This window comes from Faecalimonas umbilicata, assembly GCF_004346095.1.
Taxonomy (GTDB): Bacteria; Bacillota; Clostridia; order Lachnospirales; family Lachnospiraceae; genus Faecalimonas; species Faecalimonas umbilicata.
Genome location: NZ_SLZV01000009.1, coordinates 37,503 through 61,481, shown reverse-complemented (window position 1 = coordinate 61,481; position 23,979 = coordinate 37,503). Strand labels below are relative to the sequence as shown.

The window sequence follows — 23,979 nt, the reverse complement described above, 5'->3', positions numbered from 1 at the left end:
GTAGACGAAATCAAAGGGAGTTGTAAAATGAGAACAATTCTGGCAGTAGTATTGAGCGTTATTTTATGTACCGGAACTGTCTGCGCAATGCCGCCTGACGGGAAAGTATTGCAGGAAGAGGTAGAGTCAGAAAAGAAAAATGAACTGGAACTGACAGCACAGTCCGCCGTTTTGATGGAGGCATCTACCGGAAAAATTATTTATGAGAAACAGAAGGAGGAGGAACGCCCGCCTGCAAGTGTGACGAAAGTTATGACGATGCTTTTGATCCTGGATGCAGTGGAGGATGGAAAGATAAAGTTGGAAGACGAAGTAACTGTGTCAGAGTATGCAGCATCCATGGGAGGAAGCCAGGTGTTTCTAGAACCCGGAGAAGTGCAGACGGTAGATACGATGTTAAAGTGCATTGCAGTTGCAAGTGCGAATGACGCATGTGTGGCGATGTCCGAATACATATCCGGAAGTGAGGAAGCTTTTGTAGAGCAGATGAATGCGAGGGCAAAAGGGCTGGGGATGGAGCATACTCACTTTGTAAACTGCAATGGTTTGGATGCGGATGGACATCTGACGACTGCTTACGACATTGCACTGATGTCCAGAGAGTTAATTACAAAGCATCCGGAGATTGAAAAATATTCTATGATCTGGATGGAAAATATTACGCATAAAACAAACAAGGGAACAAGCGAATTTGGTTTGTCAAACACAAATAAACTGGTGCGGCATTATCCATATGCCACAGGGCTTAAGACTGGATCTACAAGTAAAGCAAAATTCTGTATTTCTGCCACGGCAAGAAAGGATGGGATTGATCTGATCGCGGTGATCATGGCGGCGCCGGATTCTAAGATGCGCGTAAAGGATGCGACAACACTTTTAAACTATGGATTTGGAAAATGCACAAAGTATGTGGACAAAGAAAAAGGTGGATTAAAGGCGGTAAAAGTGGATGGGGGGACAAAGGGAAAAGTGAGGATCAAGCCGGAAGCAATCTTTCAGTATGTGGATACGACCGGAGCGAATTTGTCTGAGATACAGAAAAAACTAGTGTTAAAAAAAGGGCTTTCTGCACCGCTAAAGAAGGGAACAACGGTAGGAAAACTTGTCTATACACTGCAGGAAGAAACAATTGGAACTGTGCCGGTCAGAACAACAGAGAAGATAGATAAGATTACTTATGGACATGTGCTGAAAAAGGTGCTGAAAAGCTTTTGGTTGTAAAACGCTGAGAAAAATTATATAATGGAAGACAAATCAGCATTGCTGTGAGATGAAATGAGACAGTGAAAGAGGATAAGGGAACAGATATGGAAAGAGAAATTGTAAAGGTCCTAGAGATTATTGCGGTGGCAGCAGTTCTTTGTATATTGGAGATGATACGTGAAATCCACACATTTAAAGTCACACATTATACGGTGACAGCCCCGAAGCTTGTGGGGGAAGAGACAAAGTTTGTCCTGCTAAGTGATCTTCACAATAAAGTATATGGAAAACATAATAAAAGACTGCTGTATGCAATTACAAAGCAGAGACCAGATGCAATTCTGATCGCAGGGGATATGCTAGTGGGGAAAAAGGGGGTATCTCCAAAGCCAGCGATGGAATTTGTGAAATCACTTGCAAATATCTGTCCGGTATTTTATGCGAATGGCAACCATGAGCAGCGGATGAAGGAAAATCCGGCAAATTATAGTCATGTCTATGAGCGATACAAGAAAGAGTTGAGTGCAGAACAGGTAATCTTCCTTGAAAATCGTTCGGTTGTACGAGAGTGGAATGGTGATCTGTTTACGATTTCCGGATTGGAGATTCCGTATGAGGGGTATGCAAAAAGGAAGTATCACAAAGTGACAGAAGCGGAGATTGAACAGCGGATTGGAAAGGCAAGCAGGGCAAGTTATCAGATTTTAATCGCCCACAATCCGTCACATGTGCCGGCATACAAGGAGTGGAAGGCAGATCTTGTTGTTTCAGGACATTTTCACGGAGGGCTGGTAAGGCTCCCGTTTCTTGGAGCTGTCATCACGCCACAGCTTAAGATCTTTCCGCGTTACAGTGGGGGGATTTACAGAGAAGGGCAGACAACGACGGTTGTAAGCAGAGGGATTGGAGAACATACGATACCGGTTCGGCTGTTTAACACACCGGAAGTAGTTGTGCTGCATATGAAAGGAAGACAGTAATGGGAATACCAGTAAAGCTGCAAGTGTTTGAAGGGCCACTGGATCTGCTTTTGCATTTGATTGACAAAAATAAGATTGATATTTATGATATCCCCATCGTGGAAATTACAAGACAGTACATGGAGTATATCCGTGAGATGGAACGGACAGATTTGAATATTATGAGCGAGTTTCTTCTGATGGCAGCGACTCTTTTGGATATTAAGTCGAAAATGCTTCTTCCCAAAGAGGTGAATGAAGAAGGGGAGGAGGAAGATCCTAGGCAGGAGCTGGTGGAACAGTTGCTGCAGTATAAGCTGTACAAATATATGTCTTATGAACTTCGGGATCGGGAAATGGATTCAGACAGAGTGTTATTTAAGGAGGCTGCCATCCCACAGGAAGTGCAGGAGTATACCGAACCGGTAAATCTGGATGAACTTCTGGGAGATTTGGATCTTCGCAGGTTGAATCAGATTTTTCGGGAAGTGATGCGGAAAAAGGCAGATAAGATGGATCCGGTGCGCAGTAAATTTGGAACGATTGAGAAAGAAGAAGTGACGCTCTCTGATAAGATGTCCTATGTGGAAGAGTATGCAATGTTGAATGGGTACTTTAGTTTCCGTCAGCTTCTGGCAAGACAGCGCAGCAAGATGCATGTGATTGTCACGTTTCTCGCGGTACTGGAATTGATGAAAGTAGGTAAGATACAGATCACACAAGAAAAAACATTTGCGGAGATCATGATCACTTCTATGATGTAGCATGGCAAAAGAGAAGTGAAGCATTAAAAAGGAAAAATTGTACGATAACAAGAAAGGAACAGATAGTGTGGAAAAGAAAACGGAGAAGGAACTGCTAGGGGCTGTGGAGGCGATCCTTTTTGCAATGGGGGAGTCCGTGAGCCTTTCAAAAATTGCATCTGCGATCGGGAAAGATGAGACAGAAGCAAAAAGACTTTTGGAAGAACTGAAAAAACAGTATCAAAAGAAAGAGCGGGGAATCCAGTTGATCGAACTGGAGGATTCTTATCAGCTCTGTACAAAGCCGGAGTTATATGACTATCTGATTCAGGTTGCGAAACAGCCGAAGAAACATGTGCTGACAGATGTACTGCTGGAGACACTCGCAATCGTGGCATATAAGCAGCCGGTTACAAAAATTGAGATCGAGAAGATCCGGGGAGTGAAGTCAGACCATGCGGTGAATAAACTTGTGGAATATGATCTGGTGTGTGAAGTGGGGAGGCTGGATGCGCCGGGAAAACCGCTGCTATTTGGTACAACCGAAGAATTTTTGCGACGATTTGGAGTGCAGTCAGTGGAGGAACTTCCAAGCATTGCACCAGAGCAGCTGGAAGATTTTAAAGAAGAGGCAGAGCGGGAGATCAAAGATCGACTGGATGTCTGATCAAAAGAGATTCAGATGGACATATTCGGGAACTTCTAATCATACAATGAACTAACAGAACAACAGGTGTATGCTTATGAAGAAAGTTTTGATCGGAATTTTGACAGGAGTTTTGCTGGTCAGTTCCCCTGTCAGTGCGAAAGAAGAGATAGAACAGTTATACGCCCAGTCAGCGGTTTTAATGGACGCGGACAATGGGCGTGTTTTATTTGAAAAGAACGGTTCAGAAAAAAAGCCGATGGCGAGCACGACAAAGATCATGACATGTATTCTGGCATTGGAGGAAGGAAATCTTACAGATGTTGTGAATGTGTCAGAAAATGCGGCGAGACAGCCGAAAGTACATCTGGGGATGCAGATGGATGAAAAGTTTTATCTGAGAGATCTTCTATATTCCTTGATGTTGGAATCGCACAATGACAGTGCGGTAGCAATCGCGGAACATATTGGGGGGAGTGTGCAGGCATTCGCGGATAAAATGAATGCGAAGGCAAAAGAAATCGGATGCAGGGATACATATTTTATTACACCTAATGGGCTGGATGCTTCGGATGACAAGGGAGAGCATTCAACGACAGCGGAAGATTTGGCCAGGATCATGAGTTACTGTATTTTGAAATCTCCGAAGAAAGAGAGCTTTCTTTCAATCACTCAGAAGGGAAGCTATCATTTTATGGATGTAGATTGCCATCGTTCGTTTTCCTGCCAGAATCACAATGCGTTTTTGACAATGATGGATGGAGTGTTATCCGGAAAGACAGGATTTACCGGGAAGGCGGGGTATTGCTATGTCGGCGCGCTTGAAAGCCGGGGAAGAACATTTGTGGTTGCCTTGCTTGGATGCGGATGGCCGAACAATAAAGGATATAAATGGGCAGATACCAGGCGATTGATGACATATGGGATGGAAAACTATGAGCTGCGGGAGGCATTTTCCGGGAAAGAACCCCTCCGTGATGTAACTGTGAAGGCGGGAATTCCTACCAGCGGAAATCTTTTTGAGAAAGCACATGTTCCGGTAAAGATTGAGAAGATTCAAAACAGTCCGGTGGAAGTTCTTTTGCACCGAGAAGAAGAAATTGAAACTGTTGTAGAATTGCAGGAAGAAGTGCAAGCGCCGATTGAAAGATATGAGAAGCTTGGAACGGTTCGCTATATTCTGGACAGGGAAGTACTTCAGCAATACCCGATCGTAGCCCAGGAGAACGTCGAAAAAATAAATTTTCGATGGATCTTTCAAAAAATCAGCGGATACTATTTTTTGAATGAAGACGGAAGAATGTAAAAAGAAAGAAAACTGAAAGAGGGCACCTAAGATCAGCAAAAAAGATCTTAGGTGCCCTTTGACTATGGAAAACCTGCTATGCTTAGCTCCGGCAGGAATCTATGATAGTTAGATTTCCCTTGTGTATACTTTGAGCCATTCGTTTTCTTCTTCTGTCATATAAGGAGAAAGTGTCTCGTATACAAATTTGTGATAACTGTTCAGATAATTGCGTTCGTCTTTATTCAGATCTTCCGGTACGATCGCATCTAAGTCAATCGGAACGACTGTCACATTTTCCAGTCCCATGAATTGGCCAAATTCATTTTTTTCACCTTTGCGCACAACGAGTTCATTTTCCAGACGGATTCCGTGGGAATCTTCAATGTAGATTCCAGGTTCATCGGTGATGACCATACCCTCCTCGAGCACTGCTGGTGGCAGGCCTGAAGGGGATAGCTGCCAACGGAAAGAAGCAGGTCCTTCGTGAATGTTTAGAAGGTAACCGACTCCATGTCCGGTGCCACACTTGTAGTCGATATTCAGAGACCACATAGGTTCTCTTGCGAGGATATCAAGGTTCACACCCCGGCAGCCATATAGAAATCTTGCTCTTGCGAGGTTCATCATACCGCGGGCAACAGCCGTAAAGTGTGTCTTCAGTTCGTCGCTGACCGGTCCAAGAGCAACTGTACGAGTCAAGTCTGTGGTGCCTTCATAATAATTTCCGCCGGTATCTGCAAGGAGAAAGTGCTCTGGTTTCAATTCATAATCAGATTCCGGAGTAGCGCTGTAATGCATCATGGCAGCATGTTCTTTGTATGCGACGATTGGAGAAAAACTTGGACTGATAAATCCCGCCTGCTGGCTGCGGAACTCTTCTAGTTTGTCAGAGGCGCTGCGCTCTGTAATCGGCATCTTTCCTACATTTTTCTTAAGCCAATACATAAATTTTGTGAAAGCGACACCGTCTTTGATATGGCTTGCGCGGATATTTTTCAATTCTGTCTCATTTTTGATTGCCTTAAATGCTGTTGTAGGATTTGGTTTCTCCACTTTTTCTGTTGCGTCAGGGAGATTTTTATAGATCGCATAATTGATCCGGGAAGGATCTAAAAGCACATGAGAAGTTTCATCTAACGTCTTTACAAATGTGTAGATTTCTTCATAAGGATGTAAGATGACAGAAAGCCCGTTCCAGCTATCTAAAATTTCCTGATTTAATTTGGATTCGTTGATAAACAGATGTACGTCCTCCATCGTGATCACAGCATAGCTCAGCACAAGAGGAGTATACATTACATCTCCGCCACGAATATTGAGCAGCCATGCGATATCGTCAAGAGAAGAAAGAATGTGGACTGTCGTGTCAGCTTCTTGCATTTTTTCACGGAGACGTTCCAGTTTGGAGGCGGTACTTTCTCCTGCGTATGCAAGATCCAATAAAAATGCCGGAGCATTTGAAAGAGCCGGGCGATCTTCCCAGATATAGGAAATCAGATCTTCGTCATAGGAAATGGAGACTGCTTTTTCTTTTAATACTTCTTCATAATTCTGACCTTCGGAAGCGCCGATGACTTTTCCGTCAAATCCGAGCACTCCGTGATCTGGAAGAACTGATTCCAAATATTCTTCTTTCGTAGGGACATCAGGTTCTGCCATACGGAAAAGTCTGATTCCACTTCCTTCTAATTGTTTTTCTGCCTGAATGAAATAGCGTCCATCTGTCCAGAGACCTGCATCATCTTTTGTGATGATCACTGTTCCGGCAGAACCGGTAAATCCGGAGATAAACGCTCTGGCTTTAAAATGTTCTCCTACATATTCGCTTTGATGATTGTCAGCGGATGGGATAATATAGGCATCCATCTTTCTCTCTTCCATGAGTTTTCTGAGTTTTGCAATTCTGTCTGTTACACTCATTTCTATTTCCTCCTTAGATACATTTTATAATGTGCGGGAACAAAAAGATGTCCCCGTTTCATGCCTTTTCTATTGTATCATAATCGTCAGTGGAATCAAACAAAATATACAAAAACAAAGAAAGAAGAAGTGAAAAAATCAGCATGATGGAAGAGGATATTTTGAGGGAGGACGTGTCAGTCGAATATGTGAAAAAAATATCAAAAAGCAATTGCTATTTTTTAAGCAGTATTATATAATATAATAGGCAGAAAATTTGGCTAAACTTTATGAAATTTTAGAAATTGGAGGGCTAAAAGATATGAGTTACGAAACAACAGAGAACCGCGCAAGCGAAAGAATTGCCGCTTTGCTTGACGAGGGAAGTTTTGTTGAAATCGGTGCTGCTGTTAAAGCGAGAACGACTGATTTCAACATGCAGACAAAAGAAACTCCGGGAGACGGTGTTGTGACCGGATACGGGGTGATTGATGGGAACCTCGTGTATGTATACAGCCAGAATGCCTCTGTATTGCAGGGGGCGATCGGTGAGATGCATGCAAAGAAGATTGCCGCAATCTATGATCTTGCGATGAAGATGGGAGCTCCGGTAATCGGCCTTGTAGATTGTGCGGGACTTCGACTTCAGGAAGCGACGGATGCGCTCCATGCATTTGGAACTCTGTATATGAAACAGACATTGGCATCGGGTGTAATTCCACAGATCACAGCAATTTTCGGAACATGTGGGGGAGGACTTGCAGTGATCCCTTCTCTGACAGACTTTACGTTTATGGAGAAGGAACATGCAAAATTATTTGTGAATTCTCCAAATGCACTGGAAGGGAATGTCATTACAAAGTGTGATACATCTTCTGCAAAATTCCAGAGTGAGGAAGCAGGTCTGGTAGATGGAACCGGAACAGAAGAGGAAATCTTAGAAGAAATCCGTTCTCTTGTATGTCTTTTGCCGGCAAATAATGAAGACGATAACTCTTATGACGAATGTACAGATGATCTGAATCGTCTCTGTGATGCGATCGAAAATGCAGCGGAAGATACAGCAGTCGTGCTCTCCACTCTTTCAGATAATCATGTATTTTTTGAGACAAAAAGAGACTATGCAAAAGAAATGGTAACAGGATTTATCCGTCTCAACGGTGTGACGATCGGTGCAGTGGCAAACCGCTGCAAGGTCTATGATGAAGATGGAAATGTGGAAGCAGAATTTGACGGTGGCTTAAGTGTACGTGGATGTAGAAAAGCAGCAGATTTTGTAAATTTCTGTGACGCATTCAATATTCCGGTATTGTCTCTTACCAATGTAGAAGGATATCATGCAACAATGTGTTCGGAGAGAAATATTGCCTCTTCTGTGGCAAAGCTTACATATGCGTTTGCAAATGCGACTGTACCAAAAGTGAATGTCATTATCGGAAAAGCATACGGAAGTGCCTATATAACAATGAACAGCAAGGCGTTGGGAGCAGATCTGGTATATGCATGGCCACAGGCAGAGATTGGAATGATGGATGCGAATCTTGCTGCTAAGATCATGTATGCAGAAGAGAGTGCAGAAGTGATCCGACAGAAGGCGGCAGAATATGAAGAGATGCAGACAAGTCCTTTGGCTGCGGCAGGAAGAGGATATGTAGATGCGGTGATCGATCCGAAAGATACAAGAAAATATCTGGTCGGTGCATTTGAAATGTTATTTACAAAGAGAGAAGATCGCCCGGCAAAAAAACATGGAACAGTGTAGAGAGGTGAAGCAAAGTGAAAAAAAGAATCAGCTTATTAATCGGTGCATTGGCTCTGACACTTAGTTTTACCGGATGTGGAAGTAAGAAAGAACTGGAATATGATGAAACACAGCTTACATATGTGACACAGTTTATCATTGCAAATTTTGAAGTGATGGATGAGGAAGCATTTGATAATTATCGGCAGGCATCGGAATATCAGATCAATAAGATCATGTCTGAAGCGAATGCGCCAATTGAACCAGAAGTACTTATTTCTATGATGGATGCCTGGGAAGCGGCAGAAAAAGAATGTGGAGAATATGTAGAACATGGCGAATATCAGTTTGAAGGTTCGGATTCTGGTGTAGTAGTGTCTACAGAGGCAGTATATGAGGAGCGGGAAGCAACGCTGGAATTTAAGTTTGACGAGAATCTCAATATAGAATCACTTGATATTGCGGCAGATTATACAACTGGAGAAATTTTAAAGAAAGCCGGAATGAATACCATTCTTGGAATGGGAACTGTATTTCTTGTTCTGATCTTCCTTGCGTTTGTAATCTCACTTTTGAAATATATACCAATGCTTCAGGAAAAGTTTACAAAGAAGACAGAAAAAAATAAGACACCGGTAAAAGAAGTGCTAAAGGCAGAAGTTCCTATAGTGGAAGAAGAGTTAACCGATGATGAAGAACTTGTGGCCGTAATTACAGCGGCGATTGCAGCGGCAGATGAAAGTGTGTCTGACGGATTTGTGGTAAGATCGATCCGCAGAAGAAAATCAAATAAATGGAATTAATTCAGGAGGAATTTGAAGATGAAAAGTTATACAATTACAGTAAATGGAAATGTATATGATGTGACAGTAGAGGAGAAAGCAGCAGGAGCAGCACCAGCAGCACCGGTACAGAAGAAAGCTCCAGTGGCACCAAAGGCAGCCCCGGCACCGAAGAAAGCAGCAGGGACAGGAAATGTCAAAGTGACAGCAGGTGCGGCAGGAAAAGTATTTAAATTAGAGGCAGCTGTCGGACAGCAGGTAGAAAAAGGAGCACCGATCGTTGTGATCGAGGCGATGAAAATGGAAATCCCGGTTGTAGCTCCGGAGGCAGGAACCGTAGCCAGCATTGATGTAGCAGTAGGTGATGCAGTGGAATCAGGAGCAGTACTGGCTACATTGAATTAATGATGTCCCGGACACAGACTGGAGGTTAAAATATGGAATACATTATGACTACATTGGATAACCTCATGCACCAGACGGCTTTTTTCAATCTTACAGTTGGAAATTACGTCATGATTGCGGTAGCATGCGTGTTTTTATATCTGGCGATTGCCAAAGGATTTGAGCCGCTTCTTTTGGTTCCGATCGCGTTTGGTATGCTGTTGGTAAATATTTACCCAGATATTATGTTATCCATTGAGGATTCTTCAAATGGAGTCGGAGGACTTCTTCACTATTTCTACTTGCTTGATGAGTGGGCGATCTTACCGTCACTGATTTTCCTTGGTGTCGGAGCAATGACCGATTTTGGACCACTGATTGCGAATCCGAAGAGTTTCCTCCTCGGAGCGGCAGCACAGTTCGGTATTTTTGCCGCTTATTTAGGAGCGATGGCAATGGGATTCAGTGATAAGGCAGCAGCAGCGATCTCTATTATCGGAGGAGCTGACGGACCTACATCGATCTTCCTTGCAGGGAAACTGCAGCAGACAGCAATTTTAGGACCGATTGCGGTAGCGGCATATTCTTATATGTCACTAGTCCCGATCATCCAGCCGCCGATCATGAAGCTTCTCACAACGGAAGAAGAAAGAAAAATCAAGATGGAACAGCTTCGTCCGGTATCTAAACTGGAGAGAATTCTATTCCCGATCATCATTACGATCGTCGTATCGCTGATTCTTCCAACAACAGCGCCGTTAGTCGGCATGCTGATGCTCGGTAACTTATTCAAAGAGTGTGGAGTTGTAAGACAGCTTACAGATACAGCATCAAATGCATTGATGTATATTGTTGTGATCCTGCTTGGAACTTCTGTCGGTGCAACGACAAGTGCAGAAGCATTTTTAAACTGGGATACGATCAAGATTGTTGTGCTTGGACTGGTAGCGTTTGCGTTTGGAACAGCTGCAGGTGTATTGTTCGGTAAACTGATGTGCAAGGTGACTGGAGGAAAAGTAAATCCGCTGATTGGTTCTGCCGGAGTATCTGCGGTGCCTATGGCAGCCAGAGTATCACAGAAAGTCGGGGCAGAGGCAGATCCTACAAACTTCCTGTTGATGCATGCGATGGGACCAAATGTCGCCGGAGTCATCGGTACGGCTGTTGCAGCAGGTACCTTTATGGCAATCTTCGGTGTAATGTAAGTTGAAAAAGTGAAATGTTAGGAGGAAGTAACATGGCAGATATAGCAAAAAAACCAATTAAAATTACAGAGACGATTCTGCGTGATGCACATCAGTCGCTGATCGCAACGAGAATGACGACAGAGCAGATGCTGCCGATCATCGATAAAATGGATAAGGTGGGATATCATTCCGTAGAGTGTTGGGGTGGCGCTACCTTTGACGCATCACTCCGTTTCCTGAAGGAAGATCCATGGGAGAGACTCCGGAAATTCCGCGATGGATTTAAAAATACAAAATTGCAGATGTTATTCCGCGGACAGAATATTTTAGGATATCGTCCGTATGGAGATGATGTAGTAGAATATTTTGTTCAGAAATCAATCGCCAATGGAATCGATATCATTCGTATTTTTGACTGTTTAAACGATCTTCGAAATCTGCAGACAGCAGTCACAGCAGCAAATAAGGAGAAGGGACATGCACAGGTGGCGTTGTCCTATACGCTGGGAGATGCATATACTCACGAATATTGGATCGACATCGCTAAGAGGATTGAGGATATGGGAGCAAATTCTATCTGCTTGAAAGATATGGCAGGTCTTCTCCTTCCATATGAGGCGACAGAGTTGATTGGTGCGTTGAAAGAAAATGTCAGCATTCCGATCCAGTTACATACACACTATACTTCGGGTGTGGCTTCCATGACATACTTAAAAGCAGTGGAAGCAGGTGTTGATGTGATCGATACAGCGATCTCTCCATTTGCACTTGGAACCTCCCAGCCTGCAACAGAAGTTATGGTAGAGACATTTAAAGGAACACCGTACGATACTGGATTTGACCAGAACCTGCTTGCAGAGATTGCAGATTACTTCCGCCCAATCCGCGATGAAGCATTAGAATCAGGGCTTCTGAATCCGAAGAACCTTGGTGTAAATATTAAGACATTACTGTATCAGGTGCCAGGTGGTATGCTGTCGAACTTAACTTCTCAGTTAAAAGAGCAGGGAGCAGAAGATCGATATTACGAAGTGCTTGAGGAAGTGCCGAGAGTTCGTAAAGATCTGGGAGAGCCGCCGCTTGTTACACCGTCTTCTCAGATTGTCGGAACACAGGCAGTATTCAATGTCCTGATGGGCGAACGCTACAAAATGGCAACAAAGGAGACAAAAGATCTTCTGAGTGGAAAGTACGGGAAAACAGTCAAACCGTTTGACGAAGAAGTGCAGAAGAAATGTATCGGAGATGCAGAAGTTATCACATGCCGTCCGGCAGACTTGATCCCGGATGAGTTAGATACACTGCGAAGTGAAATGGAACAGTGGTCACAACAGGACGAAGATGTGCTTTCCTATGCATTGTTCCCACAAGTGGCAACAGATTTCTTTAAATATAGAGAAGCGCAGCAGACGAAAGTAGATCAGACAGTTGCCGACACAAAGAACGGATCTTATCCGGTATAGAAAAATAAGACAGAGCCGACAAAGGACAGGGAAGCAAGCAGCCTGTCTTTGTCGATCATAAACCGACCCTGTGGGAGAGCAGCCAGAGAATAAAGCCTCCACAGGGTCGCTTTCATTTTGCGAATCCGCAGGTGTGTATGGAATGCATGTAGGGGTTGACAAACGCGGAATCTTCGCTATGATAAATGAAGACAGAAAAGAAAAAGGAGATACAAGATGAGGCAATCAATCTTATTTTTTGACATTGATGGAACACTTTTAAGCGATAAAACAGGGAAAATTCCGGACAGTGCGTTGGAGGCACTTGCAGAAGCGAAGAAAAATGGGCATTTACTCTTTATCAATACGGGGAGAACGGTCTGTGCGCTTCCGAAAGAGCTTTATCAATTTGAATTTGATGGATACTTGTGTGGGTGCGGATCGTATCTTCTCTTTCATGAGGAAGTATTACTGGAAAGTCATATTGAGGAAGCCTGTGGACAAAAATATATTGAGCAGATGCGGGAATGCGGGCTAGATGGTGTTTTGGAAGGAACGGAAGATCTTTATTTTCCGAAAAAAGTCTCGCGGTTTGAAAAATTGGAGCAGGGAAGACACTATTTTGGACAATTGGGTTTGGGAAAGAAGAAGCATATAGAAGAAGGTGGATTTCTTTACGACAAAATTTTTGTGTATGCAGATGAACAAAGTGAAAAGGAACGTTTTTTTCGTCTGATGGAAGATGCGTTTGCGGTGATCGACCGGGGAGAAAATACATATGAGCTGACACAGAAAGCATTTTCGAAGGCGACGGCATGCGAATTCCTGGTAAAGAAATTCGGTCTGGATAAAGATCAGGTCTATGTATTTGGAGATAGTATGAACGATTTGTCGATGTTTGAATATGCATCACATACGATCGCAATGGGAAATCATGCGCCGGGGCTTGAGCCGTATACAGAATTTGTGACAAAGACAGTGGAAGATGGCGGAATTGCCTGGGCAATGAAGCATTATGGACTGATTTAGAATCCTTCCTTTACTTCAAGGAAGTAGTTGTGTATAATAAGTGAAGACTTAGAGGAAATGGTGGGGAAATTATGAAACATACAGGTGGAACAAGTGGGAATGAGTTCTTAAAGAGAATGGAGACACAGTATGAAAAGTTCAGCAAAGGACAGCGACTTTTGGCTGATTACATTATAGAGAACTATGACAAGGCTGTTTTTTTGACCGCGGCAAAGCTTGGTGAAGTTGTCGGCGTCAGTGAGTCCACAGTTGTTCGCTTTGCCACGCAGCTTGGGTACAGTGGATATCCGGGCTTCCAGAAAGCGTTGGAAGAACTTGTGAGAAATAAGCTGAATTCGATTCAGCGTATGGAAGTGACTTATGGGAGAATCAGTCAGTCAGAAATTTTAGAGACCGTACTCCAGTCGGATATTGAGAAAATTAAAGTCACACTGACGAATATTGATCAAAGTGCATTTGACCGGGCGGTGGATATTATCCTTCAGGCACGAAAAATTTATGTCATCGGAATCCGAAGTTGTGCACCACTTGCTAATTTCCTGCAGTTTTATTTGAATTTTCTGTTTGATAATGTGATTCTTGTCAATACGAATTGTTCCAGTGAGATTTTTGAACAGCTAATTCGAATCGGACAGGAAGATGCGATCATCGGTATCAGTTTTCCAAGGTATTCACAACTGACCCGGAAGGCGCTTTCTTTTTCCAAAAAGCGAGAGGCAAAAGTGATCACACTGACGGATAGTGAACGCTCACCGATGACAGAATATTCAGATTGTAATTTGATTGCGAGAAGTGATATGGCATCGATTGCGGATTCACTTGTAGCGCCGCTCAGCGTGATCAATGCGCTTGTTGTAGCGCTCTGCATGAAGAAACAAAAGGAAATGCGGCGCACACTGGCATTTCTGGAAGAGATCTGGGATGAGAATCAAGTCTACGGAAACGATGAGATCGAAGAGGAAACAACCTTGGGAATAGGAGAAAAATAAGATGAGTAAAGTGTTGATTGTAGGCGGAGGAGCGGCTGGAATGTTGGCTTCTATTTTTGCGGCGCGAAATGGGAATGAAGTACATGTCTTTGAGAAAAATGAAAAACTCGGAAAAAAATTATTCATTACCGGGAAAGGGCGCTGTAATATTACAAATGCCGGGGATATGGAAAATCTGTTTGAAAACGTTGTGAGCAACCGGAAATTTTTATATAGCAGCTTTTATAGTTATACAAATGAGGATGTCATTTCATTTTTTGAAACGCTAGGAGTTCCTACCAAAATTGAGCGCGGCAATCGTGTATTTCCGGTGTCAGATCATTCTTCGGATGTAATCGGAGCGCTTTCCGGTGAAATGAAGCGCACTGGTGTCAAAGTGCATCTTTATACAAAGGTGTCAAAAATTTTAACAGAGAATGGCAGATTTTCCGGGTTAGAGTTTGCAGATGGCGCGTGCGTTCAGGGAGATGCCTGCGTGATTGCGACAGGAGGATTTTCTTATCAGACGACGGGATCTAACGGAGATGGATATCGATTCGCAGAAGAGCTGGGGCATACAGTGACTGATATCTACCCATCCTTAGTTCCTCTGGCAATTGAGGAAGAATTTGTAAAGGAGCTGCAGGGGTTGTCGCTGAAAAATGTAGAGGCGGCAATTTATGATGGGAAAAAGAAATTGTATCAGGATTTCGGAGAAATGCTGTTTACCCACTATGGGGTAAGCGGTCCGCTGATTTTAAGCGGCAGCAGCCATATTGCAAAGAAAGCAGGAGAGAAGAAACTGAAGCTTGTCATCGATCTCAAACCAGCATTGACGGAAGAGCAGCTCGATCAACGTGTGCTTAGGGATTTTGAGCAAAATATTAACAAGCAGTTTAAAAATGCAGTGACAAGGCTGTTTCCGGCAAAACTGATACCGGTGATGATCGAACGGAGTAAGATCGATCCGGAAAAAAAGGTACATGATATTTCGCGGGAAGAGCGGCAGAGTTTTGTAAAGCTGATAAAACATTTTGAGATGACAATTTCAGGACTGCGTGGTTACAATGAGGCGATCATTACAAAAGGTGGCGTGAAGGTAAAAGAGGTTGATCCGGGAACAATGGAGTCTAAACTGGTGCCGGGAGTTTATTTCGCAGGAGAAGTGTTAGATCTTGATGCATTGACAGGCGGATATAATCTGCAGATTGCGTGGTCAACTGCATATGCGGCGGGAAGCAGTATAAAATAGCAGGGATAGATGTTGCAAAATTAGTGACGTTGGAAAATAAAAGAGAAAAATTGGCGGGAGACTGCCGGGAAAAGAGGAAATATGGGATATAATATTGCGATAGATGGACCGGCGGGTGCCGGGAAAAGTACGATTGCCAGGCGGGTGGCCAGAGAACTAGGATACATTTATGTGGATACTGGAGCAATGTATCGGGCAATGGCGGTTTATTTTCAGGAGCAGGGGCTTACTTCGGAAGATTTGGAACATATGAAGGAAATATGCGGCGGAGCAGAAATTGTGATTCGCTACGAGAATGAAAGCCAGCAGGTATATTTAAATGGAAAGAACGTTACTGGAAGACTCAGAGAGGAAGCAGTAGGCAGATTCGCATCTGTCGGATCGGCACTTCCGGAGGTGAGGGCGCACTTGCTGGAACTTCAGCGAAAACTGGCAAGAGATTATGACGTTGTGATGGATGGACGTGATATCGGAACGAATATTCTCCCGCATGCAGATGTCAAGATCTATCTTACAGCAAGTGTCAGGACGAGAGCGGAAAGAAGATTCAAAGAACTTCAGGAAGCTGGTCAGGCATGCGTTCTTGAAGAGATTGAGAAAGATATTCAGGAGCGTGATGAACGTGATATGACAAGGGAGACCGCGCCGTTGAAGCAGGCGGAGGATGCAGTGCTGATCGACTCTTCTGAGATGACGATCGAAGAAGTCGTCCAGGCAATTTTATCGGTGTGTAAATAGGAATTGGAAAAGTAATGGAAAGTGAGGCGGCAGATGGAGGTAAATGTTGCAAAGACCGCAGGGTTCTGCTTTGGTGTAAAGCGGGCAGTAGACCAGGTGTATGAGCAGACGGAAAAGGAAAAAGGGAAGAAAATCTATACATATGGGCCGATCATTCACAATGAGGAAGTGGTGAAAGATCTCAGGAGTCGAGGAGTGGAAGTGATTCATTCGGAAGAAGAGTTGGCAGCACTGACAGAGGGGATTGTGATCATCCGTTCTCATGGGGTGCCAAAGAGGATCTATGATCTGCTGGAGGAGAGAAAGCTGCAGTATGTAGATGCAACCTGCCCGTTTGTAAAGAAGATCCATAATATTGTAAAGAAGGCAAGTGAGGAAGGAAGTCATGTGATCATCATTGGGAATCCGGAACATCCCGAAGTGCAGGGAATTATGGGGTGGTCACTTTTGCCGGTGACTGTAATTCAAGATGCGGAGGAAGCAGAGCAACTGTCTTTGCCGGAGGAACAAAAGATATGTATTGTATCACAGACGACATTTAATTACAATAAATTCAAAGATTTAGTTGAAATTATCTCCAAAAAGAGGTATGATATAAGTGTTTTAAATACGATTTGTAATGCGACAAAAGAGCGCCAGACAGAAGCAAAAAGCATTGCAAAGGGTGTTGATGCTATGATCGTGATCGGCGATAAGCATAGTTCAAATACCCAGAAATTATTTGAAATATGTAAAAAAGCATGTAACAATACGTACTATATACAGACACTTGACGATTTGGATATGAATCAATTAAGGTCCGTGGAAACAGTAGGTATTACAGCAGGGGCATCCACGCCCAATAAAATAATTGAGGAGGTTCAAAAAAATGTCAGAATTAACTTTTGAACAAATGTTGGAAGAATCATTTAAAACAATACGAAATGGAGAGGTTGTTGAGGGTACTGTAATCGATGTGAAACCGGACGAGATCATCCTGAATATCGGATGTAAAGCAGACGGAATCATTACACGCAGCGAGTACACAAACGAACCAAATGTTGATTTGACAACAGTTGTTTCCGTTGGTGATCCGATGACTGTAAAAGTGCTGAAGGTAAATGACGGAGAAGGTCAAGTGCTGTTGACTTATAAGAGACTTGCAGCAGAAAAAGGAAACGAGAGATTAAGAGAAGCTTACGAGAATAAAGAAGTGTTAAAAGCAACAGTAGCACAGATTTTAGGTGGAGGATTAAGTGTTGTTGTTGACGAAGCAAGAGTATTTATTCCTGCAAGCCTTGTATCAGATTCTTATGAAAAAGATTTGAGCAAATACGAAGGACAGGAAATTGAATTTGTAATCAGCGAATTCAATCCAAGAAGAAATCGTGTGATCGGTGATAGAAGACAGCTTCTCGTAGCAGAGAAAGCAGAGCTTCAGAAAGAGCTGTTTGCTAAATTAAAAGTAGGCGATACAGTAGAAGGAACTGTGAAAAATGTAACAGATTTTGGTGCGTTTATCGATCTTGGAGGAGTAGATGGTCTTCTTCATATCTCAGAGATGTCTTGGGGAAGAGTAGAAAATCCAAAGAAAGTATTCCAGGTAGGAGATCAGGTGAAAGTTCTTGTAAAAGATATCAACGATACAAAGATTGCACTCAGCCTGAAATTCCCAGAATCTAATCCATGGGCAAATGCTTCTGAAAAATATGCTGTAGGAGCAGATGTAACAGGAAAAGTTGCAAGAATGACAGATTTTGGAGCATTCGTTGAACTTGCACCAGGTGTAGATGCACTTCTTCATGTATCTCAGATTTCAAAAGCTCATGTAGAAAAACCTTCTGATGTATTATCTGTTGGACAGGAGATTGTTGCAAGAGTTGTTGACTTAAATGAAGCTGAGAAGAAAATCAGTCTTAGCATGAAAGCATTAGAGCCAGAGACAGAGGCAGCAGAAACTACAGAAGAATAATCAAAAGCTGAATAGTAATATGGAATCATTGCCACATTAGGAGAGTTCTCCTAATGTGGTTTTTTGTTTTCCCCCCGCCTAATCATTTGTCTTCACTTTCACAAAGATGTTAAAAAAACGACAAGCTGTTTGCAAAAATATACAAGAAAAATGGGAAATTCAATAGAAAAATCTTTGGATTTTTTGTATGATATATATAAATTATAAGAAAGAAGGAGAAAAAATGGGATTGTTGACGTTTAAAGGCGGGATTCACCCGGATGATGGCAAGAAGCTGTCGAAAGACAAACCGATCGTGGAAGCCAAACCGGGCAAAGAACTGGTCTATCCGCTTTCACAGCATATCGGAGCACCGGCGAATCCAATCGTAGAAATAGGGGCAAGAGTGCTCCGGGGAGAAAAAATTGCTGAGGCGGGTGGATTTGTATCTGCGCCAATTTATTCTTCCGTGTCGGGAACGGTCAAGGCGATCGCTCCACATTTTACATCTACGGGTGCAAAAGTGAACAGTATCATAATTGAAAATGATGAACAGTATGAAGAGGCGAAGTGGAGAGAAGTGATTCCACTTGAGCAGATGAAAAAAGAAGAAATCTTAAATTGTATTGCGGAAGCAGGAATTGTCGGCATGGGAGGAGCAGGCTTTCCTACCAGAGTAAAATTGTCACCGAAAGAACCGGAGAAAATAGAATATATTATCGCAAACTGTGCAGAGTGTGAGCCATATATCACAGCAGATTATCGCCGGATGCTTGAGACACCAGAGAAGTTAGTTGGCGGGATGAAAGTTGTTCTGCAGTTGTTTGAGAATGCAAAAGGTATCTTTGGAATCGAGGATAATAAGCCGGACTGCATTGAAAAGTTAAAAGAACTGACGAAAGATGAGCCGAGGATGGAAGTGAAAGTTCTCCAGACAAAATACCCGCAGGGAGCAGAACGACAATTGATCTATGCGACGACAAAGCGTGCGATCAATTCTTCTATGTTGCCGGCAGATGCAGGCTGTATTGTGGATAATGTGGAGACATTGATTGCGATTTACGAGGCCGTTATTTCCGGAAAGCCACTCTATGAAAGAGTTGTCACTGTCAGCGGAGATGCGGTCAAAGAACCTGGCAATTTTCTTGCCCCTTGCGGCATGAGCCAGATGGAACTTATCGAGATGGCCGGTGGATTTGAAGGCGTGCCGGAGAAAGTGATCTCAGGTGGACCGATGATGGGGTTTGCAATGTTTTCCACAGAAGTACCTGTGACAAAAACTTCTTCTGCAATCCTTGGATTTTCTAAGGATGAAGTGAAAAAGCATGAGCCAAGTGCGTGTATCAACTGCGGACGCTGTGTGGATGCCTGTCCAAGCAGGATTGTTCCGTCGCGACTGGCAGATTTTGCTGAACGGCATGACGAAGAGTCGTTCCTGAAATGGGAGGGGCTGGAGTGTGTGGAATGTGGTTCCTGCAGTTATGTCTGTCCGGCAAAGAGACACTTGAAGCAGGCAATTGGTTCTATGAGGAAGATTGCTCTGGCAAATAAGAAGAAATAGGGAGAGACATATGAACGAGACATTTAATATATCATCTTCGCCGCATATACGCGCAAAGGTCACGACAGGAAATATTATGTTCCTTGTCCTGATCGCGTTAATGCCGACGACACTTTTTGGAATTTATAATTTTGGCGTACAGGCACTTGGAATCGTGTTTCTGACAGTTGCTTCTGCAGTGGCAACAGAGTATCTTTTTGAGCGGTTCATGGGGAAGAAGATCACGATTGCTGATGGAAGTGCAGCGGTCACAGGTCTGCTTCTCGCATTAAACCTTCCGCCGACAGCGCCGTGGTGGATGTGCGTGCTTGGGGCGGTGTTTGCGATTTTAGTAGTCAAGCAGCTGTTTGGCGGACTTGGACAGAATTTTATGAATCCGGCACTTGCTGCGAGGTGCTTTCTTTTGATTTCCTTTACAGGGAGAATGACAACATTTGTCTATGACGGGGTGTCAGGCGCCACGCCGCTTGCCCAGCTAAAAACAGGTGAGAGTGTCAATACCATGGACATGCTGATTGGAAATATTGCGGGAACGATCGGTGAAACATCTGTGATCGCAATTATGATCGGTGCGATGTTCCTTCTGTTTATGGGAGTGATCGATCTTCGGATTCCGGGGACATATCTGATCACTTTTATTGTGATGATCGTATTGTTTAGTGGAAAAGGATTCGACTTGAACTACCTTACTGCACAGTTGTGTGGAGGTGGTTTGATGCTTGGTGCATGGTTCATGGCGACAGATTATGTGACGGCACCGATCACAAAGAACGGGCAGATTTTGTATGGTGTCTGTCTGGGAGTGCTGACGGGGTTATTCCGTCTGCTTGGAAGATCTGCAGAGGGAGTTTCTTATGCAATCATTATCAGCAATCTGCTTGTCCCATTGATTGAAAGAGTAACCCGCCCACGTCCATTCGGGAAGGGAGGAGAGAGATAATGAATCAGAAGATCATAAAAAATACATTGATCCTGACTGCGATCACATTGATATCCGGTCTGCTTCTCGGATTTGTCTATGAGATTACAAAAGAGCCGATTGCTGCCAGCAGAGAAAATCGAAAGCAGGAGGCATATCATACTGTGTTTCAAGAGGCAGAAACCTTTCAGACATTTGAAGCATTTGAGGAAAAAGAGGCAGAAGAAATTTTAAGAAATGCAGGGGTTAGTGGCTGCTATGTCAATGAAGCGGCATTGGCCCTTGACAGCGGGGAAAATGCAATTGGCAGTGTGGTAACAGCTACATCCAAAGAAGGATATGGCGGAGAGATCAAAGTGTCTGTCGGGATTACACTGGATGGCACTGTGACAGGAATCGAACTGTTATCAATCAGTGAAACTGCCGGTCTTGGAATGAATGCACAGGAACCAGAATTTAAGGAACAGTTTCAAGATGTCAATACAGATCATTTTGAGGTTGTAAAAGGAGATGGTGGCAAAGAGGGTAAGATCGATGCGTTAAGCGGAGCAACGATCACAACCGATGCGGTTACCAATGCGGTCAATGCCGCAGTTGCCTATTATCATGGAGCAATGGAAGGAGGAAGTGTCAATGAATAAGTGTACGGAACGACTTTTTAACGGACTGATCAAGGAGAACCCGACATTTGTGCTGATGCTTGGAATGTGTCCGACACTTGCGGTGACGACTTCTGCAATCAACGGACTCGGGATGGGACTGACAACAACGGTTGTCCTTGTAATGTCAAACATGTTGATCTCCATGCTGCGAAAGATTATCCCGGACAGTGCGCGTGTACCGTCTTTTATTGTGATCGTGGCATCGTTTGTCACAATGGTGCAGTTTTTGTTGGAAGGGTTTATTCCAAGTCTTTACGATTCGCTTGGACTTTATATTCCGCTGATTGTTGTAAACTGTATTATTCTTGGACGTGCTGAGAGCTATGCTTCCAAAAATCCGGTGCTTCCGTCTATCTTTGATGGACTTGGGATGGGACTTGGCTTTACAGTAGGTCTGACAGCAATCGGAATGGTCCGTGAGATTATCGGAAGCGGGAAGATTTTTGGCTGGAAGATCATGCCGGCCTCGTATGAACCAATCACGATCTTTGTGCTTGCTCCAGGGGCATTTTTTGTGCTTGCCTGTCTTGTGGCGGTTCAGAACAAAGTGAAAGCGGCAAAGGCGAAAGGCGGACAGCAGGAGGCGGCTAGTGGCTGTGATGGCAGCTGCGCATCCTGTGGAAACGGAAGTTGTGGAAAAGCAGTGTTTTCGGTAGAGAAGCAGGAGGGAAAGTAAATGGAAGAACTATTATTGATTGCAGTCGGTGCAGCGCTTGTAAATAATGTTGTTCTCAGCCAGTTTTTAGGTCTTTGTCCGTTCCTCGGCGTATCTAAAAAGGTGGAGACGGCAGCAGGAATGGGAGGAGCAGTTATTTTCGTGTTGACGATCTCTTCCTTTATCACAAGCCTGATTTACAAATTTATTCTTGCAAACGATGCAATTTTAAATGGAAGACTTGTCTATCTTCAGACGATTGTGTTTATTCTTGTCATCGCTGCACTTGTTCAGTTTGTGGAGATGTTGTTAAAGAAAATGATGCCTCCGCTTTACAACGCGCTTGGGGTGTACTTGCCATTGATTACGACAAACTGTGCGGTACTTGGAGTTGCTTTGAAAAACGTGCAGAAGGATTATGGAATTTTAGCCAGTGTTGTGAATGGGTTTGCAACGGCGGTAGGATTTACGATCGCCATTGTCATCATGGCAGGAATTCGGGAGAAGACAGAACATAATGATGTGCCGGAATCCTTTCGGGGAATGCCGATTGTGCTTGTGACAGCAGGCTTGATGGCGATTGCATTCTTTGGATTTTCCGGACTGAACTTATAGGCAGGAGGAAAGACGATGAGTATTACAGGAATTATATTTGCTGCCCTGATCGTGGGAGGAGTCGGCCTGTTCATTGGTGTATTCCTCGGAGTTGCGGGACAGAAATTTGCAGTGGAAGTTGATGAGCGTGAAACAAAAGTATGTGATGCGCTTCCGGGCAATAATTGCGGCGGCTGTGGATACGCAGGGTGCTCCGGACTTGCTGCCGCGATCGTAAAAGGAGAGGCGGAAATCTCTGCCTGTCCAGTCGGCGGCGCTCCGGTGGCGGAAAAAATCGGAGAGATTATGGGAGTCGCAGCAGGAGAACAGAAGCGGATGACTGCGTTTGTCAAATGTGCGGGGACTTGTGGGAAAGCAAAGCAGGATTATGCGTACACGGGAATCGAGGACTGCGTGATGATGGCGCATATGCAGAATGGTGGTCCAAAATCCTGTGATTACGGATGTTGTGGATTTGGCACTTGTGTAAAAGCCTGTCCGTTTGATGCGATTCACATTGTAGACGGAGTTGCGGTAGTAGATAAAGAAGCATGCAAAGCATGTGGAAAATGTATCAAAGCATGTCCGAAAAATCTGATCGAGCTTGTACCATATGAGGCAAAGCATCTTGTACAGTGCAGTTCTAAGGAAAAGGGAAAAGATGTGATGGCTGTATGCAGCACGGGATGCATTGGCTGTCGGATGTGTCAGAAAGTCTGCCCGGCAGATGCAATCGTTGTGGAGAATAATCTTGCGTGGATCGATCCGGAGAAATGTACGAACTGTGGAGCATGTGCTGAAAAATGTCCGAAAAAGATCATTCTGTAAAAGAGATTGTGAAAAAGATAGCTGCACGGATCTGGAAGGATTTGTTCCAGTACCGGACAGCATTGTTTGCAGTAGCAGTATATTTTCTTTTTATGCATGTAGGCTGCAATGCGGGCTGTCCGAGTGTCTGTCTGACGGGATTTCCGTGTCCTGCCTGTGGTCTGACACGAGCTGCCAGACTCTTGTTTTGCGCAAAGTTTGCTGAGGCATATCGGATGAATCCGATGATCTATCCGATGATCTTTTTTCTGTGTGCGTTTTTCTTTTATCGCTATATTCTTGGAAGAAAACTGCCGCATGTGGCAGCATGGGGTGCAGTTCTCCTTATTGCATGTATTGTAATTTATATTTACCGGATGCTGACACAATTTCCGGGAGAAGCTCCGATGGGATATTATCGAGAGAATCTTTTGTACAAAATATTGGACAGAATATATAGAAGATAGAAAAATGCAAAAAAATAATTGTGCAAAACATAAAAATATGCTAGAATCAAAAAATAGAAATGTACTTGAATTTCAGATTAGAAGGATATAGCGTATGTTCAAAATGATTTGAAAGAGAGAACG

Annotated in this window: 24 protein-coding genes; 23 read left to right on the top strand and 1 reads right to left on the bottom strand. The window is 43.7% G+C overall.

All coding sequences use genetic code 11. The features are described from left to right. Nucleotides 1-27 precede the first annotated feature (27 nt). From EDD74_RS05810 to EDD74_RS05790, 5 genes are all read left to right on the top strand, one after another. Nucleotides 28-1,221, top strand: coding sequence for a D-alanyl-D-alanine carboxypeptidase family protein (locus EDD74_RS05810; protein WP_116442314.1), 1,194 nt, complete (start codon nt 28-30; stop codon nt 1,219-1,221). Between the two features lie 86 nt (nt 1,222-1,307). Beyond that, nucleotides 1,308-2,183: a metallophosphoesterase gene (locus tag EDD74_RS05805; protein WP_039861455.1), complete on the top strand. Its 876-nt coding sequence runs from the start codon at nt 1,308-1,310 to the stop codon at nt 2,181-2,183. Beyond that, nucleotides 2,183-2,926 (top strand): segregation and condensation protein A, encoded by a 744-nt coding sequence (locus EDD74_RS05800; RefSeq protein WP_008975266.1) that lies wholly within the window; start codon nt 2,183-2,185, stop codon nt 2,924-2,926. Before EDD74_RS05805 ends, EDD74_RS05800 begins: the two co-directional genes overlap by 1 nt. Before the next feature lie 67 nt (nt 2,927-2,993). Then, complete coding sequence (gene scpB, locus EDD74_RS05795) at nt 2,994-3,572, top strand: SMC-Scp complex subunit ScpB (RefSeq protein WP_009262071.1); 579 nt, start codon at nt 2,994-2,996, stop codon at nt 3,570-3,572. Between the two features lie 76 nt (nt 3,573-3,648). Continuing rightward, nucleotides 3,649-4,857 (top strand): D-alanyl-D-alanine carboxypeptidase family protein, encoded by a 1,209-nt coding sequence (locus EDD74_RS05790; RefSeq protein ID WP_116442313.1) that lies wholly within the window; start codon nt 3,649-3,651, stop codon nt 4,855-4,857. Between the two features lie 108 nt (nt 4,858-4,965). Here the strand turns inward: EDD74_RS05790 and EDD74_RS05785 are convergent, their stop codons facing one another. Further along, nucleotides 4,966-6,759, bottom strand: coding sequence for an aminopeptidase P family protein (locus tag EDD74_RS05785; protein WP_008975270.1), 1,794 nt, complete (start codon nt 6,757-6,759; stop codon nt 4,966-4,968). 301 nt (nt 6,760-7,060) lie between these two features. Between EDD74_RS05785 and EDD74_RS05780 the strand changes: the two genes are divergently transcribed. From EDD74_RS05780 to EDD74_RS05695, 18 genes are all read left to right on the top strand, one after another. Then, nucleotides 7,061-8,500: an acyl-CoA carboxylase subunit beta gene (locus EDD74_RS05780; protein WP_008975272.1), complete on the top strand. Its 1,440-nt coding sequence runs from the start codon at nt 7,061-7,063 to the stop codon at nt 8,498-8,500. 14 nt (nt 8,501-8,514) lie between these two features. After that, a complete protein-coding gene (locus tag EDD74_RS05775) occupies nt 8,515-9,282 on the top strand; it encodes an OadG family transporter subunit (protein WP_116442312.1) in 768 nt (255 codons plus the stop codon). A gap of 18 nt (nt 9,283-9,300) precedes the next feature. Next, nucleotides 9,301-9,666 carry a biotin/lipoyl-containing protein gene (locus tag EDD74_RS05770; protein WP_008975274.1) on the top strand — a complete coding sequence of 122 codons (366 nt, stop codon included), beginning with the start codon at nt 9,301-9,303 and terminating at the stop codon, nt 9,664-9,666. Nucleotides 9,667-9,698: 32 nt separating this feature from the next. After that, nucleotides 9,699-10,850 (top strand): sodium ion-translocating decarboxylase subunit beta, encoded by a 1,152-nt coding sequence (locus EDD74_RS05765; RefSeq protein ID WP_008975275.1) that lies wholly within the window; start codon nt 9,699-9,701, stop codon nt 10,848-10,850. A 32-nt stretch (nt 10,851-10,882) separates the two neighbouring features. Beyond that, nucleotides 10,883-12,295 (top strand): oxaloacetate decarboxylase subunit alpha, encoded by a 1,413-nt coding sequence (locus EDD74_RS05760; protein WP_016438533.1) that lies wholly within the window; start codon nt 10,883-10,885, stop codon nt 12,293-12,295. Between the two features lie 216 nt (nt 12,296-12,511). Beyond that, nucleotides 12,512-13,303 (top strand): Cof-type HAD-IIB family hydrolase, encoded by a 792-nt coding sequence (locus EDD74_RS05755; protein WP_116442311.1) that lies wholly within the window; start codon nt 12,512-12,514, stop codon nt 13,301-13,303. A gap of 71 nt (nt 13,304-13,374) precedes the next feature. Next, on the top strand, nt 13,375-14,292 hold the full coding sequence (locus EDD74_RS05750; RefSeq protein WP_008975279.1) for a MurR/RpiR family transcriptional regulator: 918 nt from the start codon (nt 13,375-13,377) through the stop codon (nt 14,290-14,292). A 1-nt stretch (nt 14,293) separates the two neighbouring features. Then, nucleotides 14,294-15,523: a BaiN/RdsA family NAD(P)/FAD-dependent oxidoreductase gene (locus EDD74_RS05745; RefSeq protein WP_008975280.1), complete on the top strand. Its 1,230-nt coding sequence runs from the start codon at nt 14,294-14,296 to the stop codon at nt 15,521-15,523. An 81-nt stretch (nt 15,524-15,604) separates the two neighbouring features. Continuing rightward, a complete protein-coding gene (cmk, locus tag EDD74_RS05740; RefSeq protein WP_116442310.1) occupies nt 15,605-16,261 on the top strand; it encodes a (d)CMP kinase in 657 nt (218 codons plus the stop codon). Between the two features lie 33 nt (nt 16,262-16,294). After that, nucleotides 16,295-17,149 (top strand): 4-hydroxy-3-methylbut-2-enyl diphosphate reductase, encoded by an 855-nt coding sequence (ispH, locus tag EDD74_RS05735; RefSeq protein ID WP_008975282.1) that lies wholly within the window; start codon nt 16,295-16,297, stop codon nt 17,147-17,149. Continuing rightward, nucleotides 17,130-18,212, top strand: coding sequence for a 30S ribosomal protein S1 (rpsA, locus tag EDD74_RS05730; protein ID WP_008975283.1), 1,083 nt, complete (start codon nt 17,130-17,132; stop codon nt 18,210-18,212). The genes ispH and rpsA overlap by 20 nt, the downstream gene beginning before the upstream one ends. 223 nt (nt 18,213-18,435) lie before the next feature. Then, nucleotides 18,436-19,752: an electron transport complex subunit RsxC gene (gene rsxC / locus EDD74_RS05725; RefSeq protein ID WP_009262060.1), complete on the top strand. Its 1,317-nt coding sequence runs from the start codon at nt 18,436-18,438 to the stop codon at nt 19,750-19,752. A gap of 10 nt (nt 19,753-19,762) precedes the next feature. After that, entirely contained in the window at nt 19,763-20,692 is a 930-nt protein-coding gene (locus tag EDD74_RS05720) for an RnfABCDGE type electron transport complex subunit D (RefSeq protein WP_016438539.1), read from the top strand. Beyond that, a complete protein-coding gene (locus EDD74_RS05715; protein ID WP_016438540.1) occupies nt 20,692-21,312 on the top strand; it encodes an RnfABCDGE type electron transport complex subunit G in 621 nt (206 codons plus the stop codon). Before EDD74_RS05720 ends, EDD74_RS05715 begins: the two co-directional genes overlap by 1 nt. Then, nucleotides 21,305-22,009, top strand: a complete 705-nt coding sequence (rsxE, locus tag EDD74_RS05710) for an electron transport complex subunit RsxE (protein WP_116442309.1) — start codon at nt 21,305-21,307, stop codon at nt 22,007-22,009. The genes EDD74_RS05715 and rsxE overlap by 8 nt, the downstream gene beginning before the upstream one ends. Next, nucleotides 22,010-22,603 carry an electron transport complex protein RnfA gene (locus tag EDD74_RS05705; RefSeq protein ID WP_008975288.1) on the top strand — a complete coding sequence of 198 codons (594 nt, stop codon included), beginning with the start codon at nt 22,010-22,012 and terminating at the stop codon, nt 22,601-22,603. 15 nt (nt 22,604-22,618) lie between these two features. Continuing rightward, a complete protein-coding gene (gene rnfB / locus EDD74_RS05700; protein WP_016438541.1) occupies nt 22,619-23,410 on the top strand; it encodes an RnfABCDGE type electron transport complex subunit B in 792 nt (263 codons plus the stop codon). After that, nucleotides 23,386-23,856 (top strand): DUF2752 domain-containing protein, encoded by a 471-nt coding sequence (locus EDD74_RS05695; RefSeq protein ID WP_008975290.1) that lies wholly within the window; start codon nt 23,386-23,388, stop codon nt 23,854-23,856. The genes rnfB and EDD74_RS05695 overlap by 25 nt, the downstream gene beginning before the upstream one ends. Nucleotides 23,857-23,979 lie beyond the last annotated feature (123 nt).

What these genes read in the sequence shown, in the direction of transcription:
- EDD74_RS05810 (WP_116442314.1), top strand. Translation starts at nt 28, where the DNA reads ATGAGAACAATTCTGGCAGTAGTATTGAGCGTTATTTTATGTACCGGA.
- EDD74_RS05805 (WP_039861455.1), top strand. Translation starts at nt 1,308, where the DNA reads ATGGAAAGAGAAATTGTAAAGGTCCTAGAGATTATTGCGGTGGCAGCA.
- EDD74_RS05800 (WP_008975266.1), top strand. Translation starts at nt 2,183, where the DNA reads ATGGGAATACCAGTAAAGCTGCAAGTGTTTGAAGGGCCACTGGATCTG.
- EDD74_RS05790 (WP_116442313.1), top strand. Translation starts at nt 3,649, where the DNA reads ATGAAGAAAGTTTTGATCGGAATTTTGACAGGAGTTTTGCTGGTCAGT.
- EDD74_RS05785 (WP_008975270.1), bottom strand. Translation starts at nt 6,759, where the DNA reads ATGAGTGTAACAGACAGAATTGCAAAACTCAGAAAACTCATGGAAGAG.
- EDD74_RS05780 (WP_008975272.1), top strand. Translation starts at nt 7,061, where the DNA reads ATGAGTTACGAAACAACAGAGAACCGCGCAAGCGAAAGAATTGCCGCT.
- EDD74_RS05770 (WP_008975274.1), top strand. Translation starts at nt 9,301, where the DNA reads ATGAAAAGTTATACAATTACAGTAAATGGAAATGTATATGATGTGACA.
- EDD74_RS05765 (WP_008975275.1), top strand. Translation starts at nt 9,699, where the DNA reads ATGGAATACATTATGACTACATTGGATAACCTCATGCACCAGACGGCT.
- EDD74_RS05760 (WP_016438533.1), top strand. Translation starts at nt 10,883, where the DNA reads ATGGCAGATATAGCAAAAAAACCAATTAAAATTACAGAGACGATTCTG.
- EDD74_RS05755 (WP_116442311.1), top strand. Translation starts at nt 12,512, where the DNA reads ATGAGGCAATCAATCTTATTTTTTGACATTGATGGAACACTTTTAAGC.
- EDD74_RS05750 (WP_008975279.1), top strand. Translation starts at nt 13,375, where the DNA reads ATGAAACATACAGGTGGAACAAGTGGGAATGAGTTCTTAAAGAGAATG.
- EDD74_RS05745 (WP_008975280.1), top strand. Translation starts at nt 14,294, where the DNA reads ATGAGTAAAGTGTTGATTGTAGGCGGAGGAGCGGCTGGAATGTTGGCT.
- cmk (WP_116442310.1), top strand. Translation starts at nt 15,605, where the DNA reads ATGGGATATAATATTGCGATAGATGGACCGGCGGGTGCCGGGAAAAGT.
- ispH (WP_008975282.1), top strand. Translation starts at nt 16,295, where the DNA reads ATGGAGGTAAATGTTGCAAAGACCGCAGGGTTCTGCTTTGGTGTAAAG.
- rpsA (WP_008975283.1), top strand. Translation starts at nt 17,130, where the DNA reads ATGTCAGAATTAACTTTTGAACAAATGTTGGAAGAATCATTTAAAACA.
- rsxC (WP_009262060.1), top strand. Translation starts at nt 18,436, where the DNA reads ATGGGATTGTTGACGTTTAAAGGCGGGATTCACCCGGATGATGGCAAG.
- EDD74_RS05720 (WP_016438539.1), top strand. Translation starts at nt 19,763, where the DNA reads ATGAACGAGACATTTAATATATCATCTTCGCCGCATATACGCGCAAAG.
- EDD74_RS05715 (WP_016438540.1), top strand. Translation starts at nt 20,692, where the DNA reads ATGAATCAGAAGATCATAAAAAATACATTGATCCTGACTGCGATCACA.
- rsxE (WP_116442309.1), top strand. Translation starts at nt 21,305, where the DNA reads ATGAATAAGTGTACGGAACGACTTTTTAACGGACTGATCAAGGAGAAC.
- EDD74_RS05705 (WP_008975288.1), top strand. Translation starts at nt 22,010, where the DNA reads ATGGAAGAACTATTATTGATTGCAGTCGGTGCAGCGCTTGTAAATAAT.
- rnfB (WP_016438541.1), top strand. Translation starts at nt 22,619, where the DNA reads ATGAGTATTACAGGAATTATATTTGCTGCCCTGATCGTGGGAGGAGTC.
- EDD74_RS05695 (WP_008975290.1), top strand. Translation starts at nt 23,386, where the DNA reads ATGTCCGAAAAAGATCATTCTGTAAAAGAGATTGTGAAAAAGATAGCT.